Origin of the sequence: Ardenticatena maritima (genome assembly GCF_001306175.1) — a bacterium.
GTDB lineage: Bacteria > Chloroflexota > Anaerolineae > Ardenticatenales > Ardenticatenaceae > Ardenticatena > Ardenticatena maritima.
Map to the genome: position 1 here is coordinate 35819 of NZ_LGKN01000007.1, position 12341 is coordinate 48159.

A 12341-nucleotide genomic window follows, 5' to 3' on the forward strand; every position below is an offset into this window, starting at 1 on the left:
GTTGCCTCCTTCATTGTTCCATTTGGAAGTGATAGGATCGTGATATTTATCACTTCGTTGAGCAGTTTACTCAACAAAGACGGCTTGTCTTTGCGCTGGCTCAAAGATACGCCCCAAAGAACGCATATGATACGGTGTGAGAGGTGTTCATACAGAGACGTGAAGCGAAGAAAGGAGTTCAGTATGGTTGCCGAAAAAGAGGTGTGGGAGGCTTTGAAGCAGGTGATTGACCCGGAATTGGGCGTCAATATCGTGGATTTGGGGTTGGTGTATGAGGTGCATTGCACGCCGGAAGGGCGCGTGCAGGTCAAAATGACGATGACGACGCCCGCGTGTCCGCTTTCGCGCTATTTGACGGATGCTGTGGAAGCGGCGCTCTGGCGGTTGGATGGTGTCTCGGCGGTGGATGTGCAGTTGGTGTGGGACCCGCCATGGCATGCCGGCATGATGACAGAAGAAGCCAAGCGAGCATTGGGGTGGATACGATGAACGAACAAGAATTGAAACAACGGGTTTGGCAAGCGTTGAAGCGCATTACATACCCTGGCTATACACGCGACATTGTTTCTTTCGGGTTGGTGGAGCGCGTGCATGTTGAAGGGCGTCAGGTGACGGTCTCGTTGATGCTTTCGCATTTGCCCGCCCAGCGCCAGGAAGAGGTGATGCGCCTGGTGCAAGAGGCGTTGGGGGCGTTGCCCGATGATGTGGTAATTCGCGTTGAGCACGCAACACAGCAGGCGGTTTCTGCATCACAAGACCCGTCGCATGCGCGCCCGCCCACGGTTCGGCGTGTGTTGGCTGTGGGAAGTGGCAAGGGGGGCGTTGGCAAATCCACAGTGAGCGTCAATCTGGCGGTTGCGCTTGCGCGGTTGGGGTTGCGCGTGGGCTTGTTGGATGCCGATGTGTATGGACCCAATGTGCCGCGCATGATGGGGGTGGATACGTTGCCGCCGCGCCGCCAGCGGGGGCGTATTCCCACGGCGGAAGCGTATGGCGTGCGCTTGATTTCGGTGGGCTTTATGGTGCAGCCCAACCAGGCGATTGCCTGGCGCGGTCCCATGACGGATAAACTCATTCGTCAGTTCCTGGCGGATGTGGAATGGGGCGACCTCGACGTGTTGGTGGTGGATTTGCCGCCTGGGACGGGGGATATTGCCATGGCGCTGGCAAAATACGGGCGACCTGAGGGGGCGCTTCTTGTTGTCACACCGCAGGCTGTCGCATGGGACGACGCCTTGAAAGCGGCAACGATGTTCCACAAATTGGATATACCGCTTCTGGGGTTTGTGGAGAATATGGCGTATTTTGTGTGTGATGAATGCGGGAAGCGGCACCTGTTCTTCCCACAAAATCGCCCTGCGCCCGAAGTGCTTGGCGGCGAGTGGCAGCCGCTTGCCCAATTGCCCTTTGACCCGGCGCTGGCGTTTGCCGGTGATGCAGGGCGTCCCGTCGCGGCGGATGAAAACTCGCCCTTGGCGGATGCGTTTATGGCGCTGGCGCGGCGCGTGGCTTTGCGGCTTGATTTGCCGCTGAACAAGGACGCTGAAGAAGGAGCGCATGCATGAAAGCCATATCGGTTCGCCCGACGCGAATATGGGATGCCTCGTTAGCGTTGTTTGTGGTGGCGATTGCGACAGGCGTCTTCTACCGCTACGGGATGCTCACCCCGTTGCCCGGCGGTTTGGCGTTGCCCAATGTGCGCCATGCCCACTCTCATCTCATGTACTTTGGCTGGGTGACGCCGCTCCTCATGGTTCTCATCAGTGAAACAGTCGCGCCACAGCGCCCCTTTGGGCGGCGGTTGGTGTGGGGGCTGATTGCCCTGGCGGTGCCAACATGGGCGCTTTTTTTGCGATATGGGTATGGCGTTGTGGCGCTGGGTGAGGCGCGTTTGCCGCTGGCGACCATTTTTTCAAGCCTGCATATGCTCGTCTGGTATGCGTTTGCAGCGGCATACGTGCGGGCGACGTGGGGAATGCGCCGCACGCCCGCGCTCCGTGTGTGGGATGTGGCGCTGGCGTTTTTGGTGCTTGCTTCGGGTGGGGCGTGGGCGCGCGCGGCTTTTGTGGCGCTTGATGTGCGCGACCCCTTTTTGACGACGGCGGCGGTGCACCTCTTCCTCGACCTCTTTTCTGACGGTTGGTTCTTGTTTGCACTGTTGGGGGTCTGGCTGGCGCGCTTCCCCGCGCTCTGGACGCCACGCTTGCGCCTGTTGACGCTTGGCATGGCTGTGGGGGCGCCGCTGGCGTTTTTGCTGGGTGTGCCTGTTGCCCTTACCCCGCCGCATGTGCGCTGGGTGGCGAGTGGTGGGGGGCTTCTGTTGGCGCTTGGCTGTGTGGGGTACGCGCTGGCGCTCTGGCGCGAGGTGCGCGGTGTTGAGCGGTTGGCGCTTTTCTTCCTCGTGTTGAAAGCAACGGGCTTGATGGTTGCCAGCCTTCCCGCGGGGGCGATGTGGGGTGAGCAAGTCGGTTTGCGAATTCCCTACCTGCATTGGTTCTTGTTGGGGACGGTTTCGGTCGTGTTGCTGGCGCGTTATGCTGAACGCTTCCCGTCAACGCAACCGGCTATCCGTGGGCTGGTCGGGGCTATCGTACTGGTGCAGGTGTCGCTTCTGCCTTTGACCGGCGTGTGGCCTGCCGCACTGGGGGGCGCATGGCGGCTCTGGTTTGCGTTTGGGGCGGCGTTCATCGCGTGTGTGGCGGCGTGCTGGGTGTGGATGACGATGTGGATGAGCCGTCGCGCGGGGCAATATGCCCCAGCCCCAATTGCTCCATAATTGCCGCCTGACGTGCCCACATGGCGCGTCGGGCGGTTTCCTCTTCGTCGTCGTAGCCTAGCAGGTGCAGGACGCCGTGCACCGCGAGCAGTTCCAATTCTTCATGGGGCTGGTGGCCGCCGTATTCGGCGGCTTGGCGCTCCGCCTGCGGCCAGCATACGATAATATCCCCCAAGTAGATTTCCTCGTCGGCTTCGGCGGGCATTTCATCGGCGGGAAACGTGAGGACGTCGGTGGGACCCTCTTCGCCGCGGAAGTGGAGATGCAGGCGGCTCATCTCCTCATCGCCAACGATGACAAGTGAAAGCGCCGCATGGGGGGGCGCTTGTTCGGCACGCAACGCCGTTTCGACGGCGCGGTGCAGGCGCTCTTCGTCAATCAAATCGGCAAATTGTGGGTCAACGTGCAGATGAAGCATGAGCCACCTCGGCGTCGGGGGTTAGTTCGTCAAGCGGGACGTGTACCAGGTTGATGAAGTCTTGGCGCGGTGCCGGTTTTGGGTATTTGATGCGCGGATGGTAGATGCTCATCAGCGTTTTGATGAACGCCTGGCGGATTTGTTCCAGGTCTTGCAAGGTCAGATTGGTGTCAACGAGTTGCCCTTCTTGCAATTTTTGGGCAATGACCGAGCAGACCAGGTCGTCAATGGCGTCGGCGGTGGCGGGTTTTTCGGCGCGGGCAATGGCTTCGACCGAATCCGCCAGCATGAGAATGGCGGCTTCGACGCTTTGCGGGCGTGGGCCGGGGTAGGTGAAATCGGCGGGGTTTACGTTTTCTTCGCCGTATTCGCGCACCGCCACGCGGTAAAAATAGGAGACCATGGTTGTCCCGTGGTGTTGGGCGATCAAGTCAATGATGCGACGCGGCAAGCGATGTTTGCGCGCAATTTTGATGCCGTCCGTGACGTGCCCGATGATGATTTTGGCGCTTTCCCATGGGTTGTTGAGTTCGTCGTGGGGGTTGAGCGTGCCGGTTTGGTTTTCCACGAAAAAGACGGGGTTTTTGGTTTTCCCGATGTCGTGGTAGTAGGCCGCCACACGCACCAGAAGCGAATCCGCGCCGATCGCGTCGGCGGCACGTTCAGCCAGGTTGCCCACCACAATCGAATGGTGGTAGGTACCGGGGGCGGTGAGCAAGAGTTCGCGCAGCAAGGGATGGTTGGGGCGTGAGAGTTCCCAAAGTTGCAAGAAGGTTGTGACGCCCAGGAATTGCCCCAGCACGTAGAAACTCGCCAGCGTGATGGCGGCGCTGAGCAACCCGTTCCCCAGAGCGGCGCCCAGATGCGAAATCATGGAAAGCGATTGCTCCATGCTGGTGTCTCGCAGGGCAAACACCAGCAACGTCGCCACGTTGGTCAGCCCCACCAGCAGCCCCGCGCGCACAAACCCTTGCAGGCGGTCGAGTTGCCACATGGCGAGTGCGCCGACACTGCTTCCCAAAAGCGTGTAGAGGCTGAGTTCGTAGGAGCGGGTCATGTCGAACACCAGCACCGTCATCACCAGGCTGGCGACAATCGCCAGGTCAATGCTCAGCACACCCGCTAGCACCATGATGCCCGCGGAAAGCGGCACAAGATAGACCAGCGCCGTTTCGGCATCGAGGAACAACGAAGCCAACCCCGCCGCCCCTGCCAGAATGCCAAGGTAGGCGAACAGGTAGCGCGGTTGTTGCCACGTGTAGGGGTGCAGCCGTGCAGTGTACAGCCCGACGATGAGCACCAGCAACCCCAGGAGCAAGGCAGTGCTGGCGATTTGCTGGCGCGAGGGGGTGGACGATTGCAGTCCCAGCGCTTCGAGCGCTTCAACGTGTTCAGGTTGAACCACCTCACCCGCGCGTACAATGCTTTGCCCCTGTTCCAGATGCACCTCAACCGGCTGGACATTCTGGCGGGCGTTTTCGCGGGCGTTTTCGGTGGCTTCGATATCGAGGAAACTGTTGGGCACCAGGAGCGCCGCGACCCATTCTTCGATAATCAGGCTTTCGGCGTCGCTCATGGTCGTGCTAATTTGCGAACTGATTTCACGGCGACGCGCTTCCACCTGGTCTTCGCGCACACCGCGCCGATAGAGTTGGTCGAGAATACGCTGCACCTCGCTGACAACCCGTTGCCATCTTGTCTCATCGAGTTGCAAAATGGTGTCAATGGCGTCTGGCGAAAAGGGAACGGGTTCGATTTCTTCAATCTGGCGGCGTTTCTCTTCCAAGGTCAGCGAAGACGACTGGCGGATATTGCTCAGCACATTGGCGATATCTTGCGCGGTGCGCAATTGTTGCAAGGCAATGGAGCGGTCGGGTGGGGTGTAGATGTCGGCGACAAGATTGGCGGCTTGCTCGCGTGCGCGTTCGGTGCGGATATTACTAATGTAGGAAATGCGGCGCGGGGCGCGAATATCCACGGGGCTGACGTTCCCCGCTTTGAGTGGTCGCGCCCCGATAAAGTCGTTTGCGAAGAAAATAATCAGCAAAGCCGCCCAAAACGCCAACAACAGCACCAGACCGATAGAGGTCTGCCGCCAGGTCAGGCGTGATGTGGGCGGCGTTTTTTGTTGTGGGAGTGGTATGGCAATGTGCGGTTCAGTCATACAGGTTTAGGATGCCGAGCGTTCGGCTAACAATTCGCGTACAACCTTTTGCACCAACGCCCCGTCGGCGCGCCCACGCAGTTTCGCCATGAGCGGCCCCATGACTTTGCCCATATCGCGCGGGCTTGTGGCGCCAACGGCTTCAATTTGCGCAAGCGCTTCGGCGCGGATTTCATCCTCGCTCAATTGTTCGGGCAGATATTCTTCGATGATGGCGAGTTCGGCGCTTTCTTCGGCCACCAAATCCTCGCGCCCCCCTTGCCGATATTGCTCGATGGAATCGCGCCGCTGCTTGGCTTGCTTTTGCAGCAATTGCACGATTTGTTCGTCGCTCAGTTCACCGCCATGTTCGATTTCGGCGTTTTTGATGGCGGTGAGCAGCAATCGAATGGTGTTGCGGCGCACGTCATCACGATTGCGCAAGGCTTCTTTCAGGTCTTGTTGCAAACGTTCTTTCAGGCTCATTGTTTCCCCCGTATGCTGTCGTTGTATGATGGTGTTGTCGTTGCTCAGCCTGGCGGCCACCCCATTTTGCGCCCACCCAGCACGTGTACGTGCAGGTGATGCACGACCAGCCCCCCTTCATCGCCATAGTTGACGAGTACGCGGAAGCCGCGGTCGGGTGTGGCAAGCCCCTCTTGGGCGGCGACTTGCGCCGCTACACGCAGGAGATGCCCCGCCAGTGGCTCATCCGCCTCGCTCAGGGCGGTGATATCGTCAATGTGCCGATTGGGCACCACCAACACATGCATGGGCGCTTGCGGGTTGATATCGCGAAAGGCGGTCGCCAGTTCGTCTTGATAGACAATCGTGGCGGGAATCTCACCCTGGACGATTTTGCAGAAAATGCAATCCTGGCTCATTGACTACTCCTTGTGCTTGAATGATACCACCGGTTGGCGCTCGGTTGCTTGACGCTTGCACAACGATTCGCCGCCAGCAGAGTGGCGGCGGCACGATATGGTAGCATGGTTGAAGGGGAGAGCAAAGCCCAAATAGCAAAGGCGTTTTGTTGACGGGGTTTCCGCACGCTGGAGACGTTTGACAATTTGCTTTGCGAACGATTATAATCCGCGCCGTCTCCGTGTTGTAGGGAAATCGTAGGGGGAGCGTATGACGATCAAAGCCTCACGCCGTGCCCGAACGATGCCCGACTTCACCACGCTCATTCTTTGGGGGTTGGGTGGCATTAGTTTGCTGGTCATTCTCTACCGTATTTTTGTTGTTCTGACGACCCAAGAAGAGCTGACGGCGACCATTTGGGGGTTCCAGCTGGTCAACGGGCTTGTTCTTGGGGGTGTCTATGCCCTGATTGCGTTGGGGTACACGCTCGTGTACGGCATTCTCTTCATGATTAACTTTGCCCACGGCGAAGTGATGATGCTGGGGGCGTATGCGGGCTACTTCACCCTGACGTTCCTCAATGCGCGCGGCTTTATGGAAACGAACCCGATTTTGACGCTGGTGATTACGTTCATCGCGGGGATGCTCGTTTCCATGCTGGCCGGGATTACCCTGGAACGGGTGGCGTATCGTCCGTTGCGGCGTGCGCCGCGCCTTGTGCCGCTGATTACCGCTATTGGGGCGTCCATTTTCTTGCAGAATGCGGCGCTGCGTATCTTCGGTTCCAAGTTGCGGGTGTATGTGAAGCCGAGTGTCATTGAAGGGGGCTTCCGCCTGGGTGAATCGGGGATTTTTGTGCCGCGCACCGGTGTGCTCATTTTCGTCACCTCGATTTTGCTGATGATTGGCTTGTACCTGTTGGTGCAATACACCAAGTTGGGGAAAGCCATGCGCGCGGTCGCTGAAGACAAAGACACCGCCGCGCTGATGGGGATTGACGTTGACCGCGTGATTGTCCAAACGTTTATGCTTGGTTCGCTGCTGGCGGGTGCCGCCGGGGTGATGCTGGGCTTCCACAATAGCCAGGTCAACGCCTTCATCGGCTTCATCCCCGGAATCAAAGCCTTTACGGCGGCGGTGTTGGGGGGGATTGGTAACATCCCCGGCGCTATGTTCGGCGGCTTCTTCCTGGGGTTGGCGGAATCCCTGGGGCCGACGGCGCTGGGTATTCCGTCGCAGTACAAGGACGTGATTGCGTTCAGTTTGCTGGTGTTGGTGCTCATCTTCCGCCCGACGGGTCTGTTGGGTGAAGTGTTGTCTGAAAAGCGAGCCTAGTTGGGGAGACAAACCACCATGCGGAACGTGCGATTGGGAATCCGCGACGGTCTGATTTTTGGCGTTGTGTTTCTGTTCGTCGTGCTGGTGGGCTTGTATGGGGCGTTTGCCGCCAATAGCCTGCTGGGTGTCAGTGTGCCGAATATGATTTTTGCGCTCTTTGGGGTGTGGGTGGGCGCGTATGTGATGCGAACGGTTCGCCGTGATGGTGGACAGATTGGCGAAGGTGCGCTGTCGGCTGCCGTGGCCGGCGCCACGATGACGGTTTTGCTGGCGCTCTTCACCTTCTGGGCGAGCCGTGTCAACTTGCGCGACGTGTTCGCCAATATCACACCTGAGACGGTGGAGCTGCTGACGTTTGGGCGCGGTGTGCCCACCGGTTTGGTGCTGCAAGTGGTTGGCGGCGTGGTGTTGGCGCTGGTAGGCGCTTTCGGCAATGTGGCGTGGAACCGCATTCGTTTGCCCGAAGGCGCAACCGCAACGGGCAACCGCCTCGCTTCCTTCTTGCTGGTGCTCTATGTCATCGTCGGCGGGGTGACGGCGCTCTTGTTCGCCTTGGGGCAGTGGATGCCCGCCCTGCGTGAACTCGCGGAAGGCCCGTTGGGCTTTGCGCTTCCGAATGACCTCTACCGCATTTTGCGCATTGGTGCTGTGGTGCTGATTGTCGGGTATCTGGGCGGGATTGCCCTGTCGCTGGCGGCGCCGGCGCAAGCCGTGCGCCTCAAAGAACGCCTGACCACCACGCGCCGCCTCTTTGGCATTGCCTTCATTCTGCTGGCGCTCTTCTTCCCGCTTTCGCTGGGGAGCTATTGGAACCAGGTGCTCACCACCATTGGCATTTTCGTGATGATGGGGTTGGGCTTGAACGTGGTGGTCGGTTTCGCCGGCTTGCTCGACCTGGGGTATGTCGCCTTCTTCGCTATTGGCGCGTACACCTACGCCTTTCTCAATTCGCCAAAGTATGGGCTGGACCTTTCGTTCTGGCTTTCGCTACCGATTGCGATGATGGTGGCGGCGTTGGCGGGGATTATCCTGGGTGTGCCGGTGTTGCGGATGCGTGGCGACTACCTGGCGATTGTGACGCTGGGCTTTGGTGAAATCATCCGCCTCATCATGAACAACCAGACTGAGCTGACCGGTGGGGCGCAGGGCATTTTGCAGATTCAGCCGCCGGAGATTTTTGGCTTTGTCATCAATACACCGCTGCGCTTCTACTACTTGATTTTCATCGGGGCGGTGTTGGTTGCGTTTGTGACGGCGCGGCTCAACAATTCGCGTATTGGGCGCGCCTGGATTGCAATGCGTGAAGATGAAGACGTTGCGCAAGCCATGGGAATCAACACCGTCAATTACAAGTTGCTGGCGTTTGCCACGGGTGCCGCGTTTGCCGGCCTGGCCGGGCTGATTTTCGCCGCCCGTCAGCGCAACATCTTCCCCGCCGACTTTGGGTTGCTGGTTTCGATTGAAGCGCTTTCGCTCATCATCATCGGTGGGATGGGCTCGATTCCCGGCGTGATTGCCGGCGCGGTGGCGCTCAAGGGGTTGCCTGAGCTGTTGCGCGCCTTGCAGGAATACCGCCTGCTCATCTACGGGGCTTTGCTGGTGGTGATGATGCTGGTACGCCCCGAAGGGTTGTTGCCCTCGCGCCGACGTGCACGCGAAATCCATGAAGCCATGGAAGACATCGAGATTGACGAAGCCGAGTTGAAAAGTACGGCATAGCCGAGTGTGAGAAGACGGAGCACGCAGATGAGCGATTACATTCTCGAAGCACGTGGGGTGACCAAACGCTTTGGCGGTCTGGTGGCGGTCAATCGCGTCAATTTCACGATTGAACGCCGCACGATTGCCGGGCTGATTGGCCCAAACGGGGCTGGCAAGACGACGTTTTTCAACTGTCTCACCGGATTGTACAAGGCTGATGAGGGCGAAATCATCTTTGACGGCAAGTATTCGCTGATTGGCGTCCCGCCCGACCGTATTACGGCGTTGGGGATTAGCCGCACGTTCCAGAACATTCGTCTTTTCGGGAGTATGACGGCGTTGGAAAATGTCATGGTCGGCACGCATTGCCGCACCAAGTCGAACATGATTGATGCGATTTTCCACACGCCGCGCTATCGCCGTGAAGAGGCGTGGGCGCGCAAACGTGCGCTGGAATTGCTGGAATACGTGGGAATGGCGGATGCCGCGGATGAAGTGGCAACCAGCCTGCCCTATGGCTACCAGCGCCGCCTGGAAATCGCCCGCGCGTTGGCAACCGAGCCGAAACTGCTCTTGCTCGACGAGCCGACGGCGGGGATGAACCCGAACGAAACCGAAGAGATGACCGACCTGATTCGGCGCTTGTGTGATGATTTGGGGCTGAGCATTCTGCTGATTGAACACGATATGCGTGTGGTGATGGGGATTTCCGACAAAGTCAGCGTGCTTGACCATGGCGAACTCATCGCCGAGGGGACGCCCGAAGAAGTGCAAAAGAATCCCAAGGTCATTGAGGCGTATCTTGGGACAGTGGGGACGGAACAGGCCGCCGAAGCACGGCGACGCGGGAGGGACGACTAGTGCTCGAATTGAAGAATGTTCACACGTTCTATGGTCATATTCACGCGCTGAAAGGGATCTCGCTGACGGTGGAAGAAGGCGAGATTGTCACCCTGATTGGCTCGAACGGCGCCGGGAAAACAACCACCCTGCGCACCATCAGCGGCTTGTTGACGCCGCGCGAAGGGGAAATTTGGTTTGAAGGACAGCGTATTGACGGCTTGCCGGCGCACAAGATTACCGAGATGGGTATCGCGCATTGTCCCGAAGGGCGCAAAATTTTCGGGCGTTTGACGGTGCGCGAAAATTTGGAACTGGGCGCTTTTTTGCGTAAAGATAAAGATGGTATCAAGGAAGACTTCGAGCGTGTGCTCAACCTGTTCCCGCGCTTGCGCGAACGGCTCAAACAACCGGGGGGAACACTCTCCGGCGGTGAACAGCAGATGCTGGCGATTGGACGCGCGTTGATGAGCCGTCCGCGCATTCTCCTGTTGGACGAGCCGAGCATGGGGTTGGCGCCGATTCTGGTTCAGCAAATTTTCGACATCATCAAGGAAATCAACGAGCAAGGCACAACTGTCCTGCTGGTGGAACAAAACGCGCGCTTGGCGCTTTCAATTGCTACGCGCGGCTATGTCCTCGAAACCGGACGCATTCGCTTGGCCGGACCGGCGGCCGAGTTGATGGATAGCGAGGAAGTCAAAGCCGCCTATCTGGGCGGTTGAGACGGTTCTGCCAACGTGGTTGCGTTGTGTCAACCAACCGCAAAAGGAGGAGGCCTATGCGCAAATATCTCATTGCCTTGATGGTGCTTCTGGCGCTGGCGTTGGCCGCCTGTGGTGGTGGCGGTGAAGAGACGACGGCGACGGAAGAACCGCAAGCCGGCAGGGAAACCACGGAGCAGACCGGCGGGGAAGCCGCGACAGTGGAAGACCCGTGGGGTGTGGTGGAGTTGGCGCCGGGAGAACCGGTGAAGATAGGGTTTGCCGCGGGGCTGAGCGGCGACGTGGCGAACCTGGGGATTGACATGCAGAACGCCGCGGAGTTGGCGGTGGAAGACAAGCCGGAAATCAAGGGGCACCCGGTGGAGTTGGTGGTCGAAGACTCGCAATGCTCGGGTGAAGGCGGGACGGCCGTGGCGCAGAAGTTTGCGGCGGACGGGAAGATCCTGGGCGTTGTGGGGCACATGTGCTCGAGCGCATCGATTCCGGCGAGCGACATTTACGAACAGGCGCACATCGTGATGATTAGCCCGTCTTCGACGGCGGTGGCGCTGACGAGCCGCGGGTTGGAGACGGTGAACCGCGTGGCGTGGAACGACGCAGTGCAGGGGTCGGCGGCAGCCGAGTACCTGTACAACGAGTTGGGAGTGCGGAAGGTCGCGGTGATTCACGACGGGTCGGCGTATGGTCAGGGCCTGGCGGACGTGTTCAAGGAAACGTTCGAGGGTCTTGGCGGGGAAGTGACCGACTACGAAGGGATCACGGTTGGCGAAAAGGACTTCCGTGCGACGTTGACGAAGATTGCGGCGAACGCACCGGAGGCGATTTACTTTGGTGGGTTCCAGGCGGAAGCGGCGTTGCTGGTGAGCCAGAAGAACGAAGTGGGCCTGGAAGATGCGATTTTCTTCACGGACGACGGTGCGTTCTCGGACCAGTACATTGAAGCGGCCGGTGGGGCGGCGGAAGGGTCGTATGCGACGTTTGCAGACCTGCCGGCGGGGTCGCCGGAGTTGGAAGCGTTCCGCGCACGGTACAAGGAGAAGTACGGCGTGGAGCCGAGCGAACTGGGACCGTTCCACGCGCACGCGTATGACGCGACGATGGTGCTGCTGAACGCGATTGAGAAAGTGGCGGTGGAACGGGAAGACGGCACGCTGCTGATTCCGCGCAAGGCGTTGGCGGAAGCGGTGCGTGCGACGAAGAACTACCAGGGTCTGAGCGGCACGATTACGTGCGACGAGAAAGGCGACTGTGGTTCGGCGAACATCATCATCTACCAGGTGCAGAACGGCGAATGGGTGCGCGTCTTCCCGCCTGAGGGCGAAAGCATGGGCGGTGAAGAAGGCGCTGTGGACGTGAGCAATGACCCGTGGGGCGTAGTGGAGTTGGCGCCGGGTGAACCGGTGAGGATTGGGTTTGCCGCGGGGCTGAGCGGCGACGTGGCGAACCTGGGGATTGACATGCAGAACGCCGCGGAGTTGGCGGTGGAAGACAAGCCGGAAATCAAGGGGCACCCGGTGGAGTTGGTGGTCGAAGACT

12 protein-coding genes are annotated in these 12341 nt (G+C 59.3%); 8 read left to right on the plus strand and 4 right to left on the minus strand.

Features of this window, described 5'->3' with window-relative positions; genetic code table 11:
* Positions 1-183 precede the first annotated feature (183 nt).
* From SE16_RS12895 to SE16_RS12905, 3 genes are read left to right on the plus strand one after another with little or no spacing between them, the layout of a single operon-like run.
* On the plus strand, positions 184-489 hold the full coding sequence (locus SE16_RS12895) for a metal-sulfur cluster assembly factor (RefSeq protein WP_060687700.1): 306 nt from the start codon (positions 184-186) through the stop codon (positions 487-489).
* The gene (locus SE16_RS12900) at positions 486-1565 is read left to right on the plus strand and encodes an Mrp/NBP35 family ATP-binding protein (protein ID WP_054493476.1); all 1080 of its coding nucleotides are present in this window, start codon (positions 486-488) and stop codon (positions 1563-1565) included. Before SE16_RS12895 ends, SE16_RS12900 begins: the two co-directional genes overlap by 4 nt.
* Positions 1562-2776, plus strand: coding sequence for a hypothetical protein (locus SE16_RS12905; protein WP_054493475.1), 1215 nt, complete (start codon positions 1562-1564; stop codon positions 2774-2776). The genes SE16_RS12900 and SE16_RS12905 overlap by 4 nt, the downstream gene beginning before the upstream one ends.
* On the opposite strand, the gene ybeY is transcribed toward SE16_RS12905, so the two are convergent.
* From ybeY to SE16_RS12925, 4 genes are read right to left on the minus strand one after another with little or no spacing between them, the layout of a single operon-like run.
* The gene (ybeY, locus tag SE16_RS15510; RefSeq protein WP_082374316.1) at positions 2685-3194 is read right to left on the minus strand and encodes an rRNA maturation RNase YbeY; all 510 of its coding nucleotides are present in this window, start codon (positions 3192-3194) and stop codon (positions 2685-2687) included. The genes SE16_RS12905 and ybeY overlap by 92 nt on opposite strands.
* Positions 3175-5358, minus strand: a complete 2184-nt coding sequence (locus tag SE16_RS12915; protein WP_054493473.1) for an HD family phosphohydrolase — start codon at positions 5356-5358, stop codon at positions 3175-3177. The genes ybeY and SE16_RS12915 overlap by 20 nt, the downstream gene beginning before the upstream one ends.
* 6 nt (positions 5359-5364) lie before the next feature.
* A complete protein-coding gene (locus SE16_RS12920; RefSeq protein WP_054493472.1) occupies positions 5365-5823 on the minus strand; it encodes a GatB/YqeY domain-containing protein in 459 nt (152 codons plus the stop codon).
* A gap of 44 nt (positions 5824-5867) precedes the next feature.
* Entirely contained in the window at positions 5868-6221 is a 354-nt protein-coding gene (locus SE16_RS12925) for a histidine triad nucleotide-binding protein (protein ID WP_060687702.1), read from the minus strand.
* Positions 6222-6471: 250 nt separating this feature from the next.
* Here SE16_RS12925 and SE16_RS12930 point away from each other — a divergent pair, with 250 nt between their 5' ends.
* The 5 genes from SE16_RS12930 to SE16_RS12950 form a co-directional block, all read left to right on the plus strand.
* On the plus strand, positions 6472-7536 hold the full coding sequence (locus SE16_RS12930; RefSeq protein ID WP_235472394.1) for a branched-chain amino acid ABC transporter permease: 1065 nt from the start codon (positions 6472-6474) through the stop codon (positions 7534-7536).
* A gap of 18 nt (positions 7537-7554) precedes the next feature.
* Positions 7555-9258 carry a branched-chain amino acid ABC transporter permease gene (locus tag SE16_RS12935; protein ID WP_054493470.1) on the plus strand — a complete coding sequence of 568 codons (1704 nt, stop codon included), beginning with the start codon at positions 7555-7557 and terminating at the stop codon, positions 9256-9258.
* Positions 9259-9285: 27 nt separating this feature from the next.
* Positions 9286-10101, plus strand: a complete 816-nt coding sequence (locus tag SE16_RS12940) for an ABC transporter ATP-binding protein (protein WP_054493469.1) — start codon at positions 9286-9288, stop codon at positions 10099-10101.
* Positions 10101-10805: an ABC transporter ATP-binding protein gene (locus tag SE16_RS12945; protein ID WP_054493468.1), complete on the plus strand. Its 705-nt coding sequence runs from the start codon at positions 10101-10103 to the stop codon at positions 10803-10805. The genes SE16_RS12940 and SE16_RS12945 overlap by 1 nt, the downstream gene beginning before the upstream one ends.
* Positions 10806-10861: 56 nt before the next feature.
* On the plus strand, positions 10862-12341 hold a 1480-nt coding region (locus SE16_RS12950; RefSeq protein ID WP_060687704.1), incomplete at its 3' end, for a branched-chain amino acid ABC transporter substrate-binding protein.

What these genes read in the sequence shown, in the direction of transcription:
- SE16_RS12935 (WP_054493470.1), top strand. Translation starts at nt 7,555, where the DNA reads ATGCGGAACGTGCGATTGGGAATCCGCGACGGTCTGATTTTTGGCGTT.
- SE16_RS12940 (WP_054493469.1), top strand. Translation starts at nt 9,286, where the DNA reads ATGAGCGATTACATTCTCGAAGCACGTGGGGTGACCAAACGCTTTGGC.
- SE16_RS12900 (WP_054493476.1), top strand. Translation starts at nt 486, where the DNA reads ATGAACGAACAAGAATTGAAACAACGGGTTTGGCAAGCGTTGAAGCGC.
- SE16_RS12895 (WP_060687700.1), top strand. Translation starts at nt 184, where the DNA reads ATGGTTGCCGAAAAAGAGGTGTGGGAGGCTTTGAAGCAGGTGATTGAC.
- SE16_RS12930 (WP_235472394.1), top strand. Translation starts at nt 6,472, where the DNA reads ATGACGATCAAAGCCTCACGCCGTGCCCGAACGATGCCCGACTTCACC.
- SE16_RS12920 (WP_054493472.1), bottom strand. Translation starts at nt 5,823, where the DNA reads ATGAGCCTGAAAGAACGTTTGCAACAAGACCTGAAAGAAGCCTTGCGC.
- SE16_RS12905 (WP_054493475.1), top strand. Translation starts at nt 1,562, where the DNA reads ATGAAAGCCATATCGGTTCGCCCGACGCGAATATGGGATGCCTCGTTA.
- SE16_RS12915 (WP_054493473.1), bottom strand. Translation starts at nt 5,358, where the DNA reads ATGACTGAACCGCACATTGCCATACCACTCCCACAACAAAAAACGCCG.
- SE16_RS12925 (WP_060687702.1), bottom strand. Translation starts at nt 6,221, where the DNA reads ATGAGCCAGGATTGCATTTTCTGCAAAATCGTCCAGGGTGAGATTCCC.
- ybeY (WP_082374316.1), bottom strand. Translation starts at nt 3,194, where the DNA reads ATGCTTCATCTGCACGTTGACCCACAATTTGCCGATTTGATTGACGAA.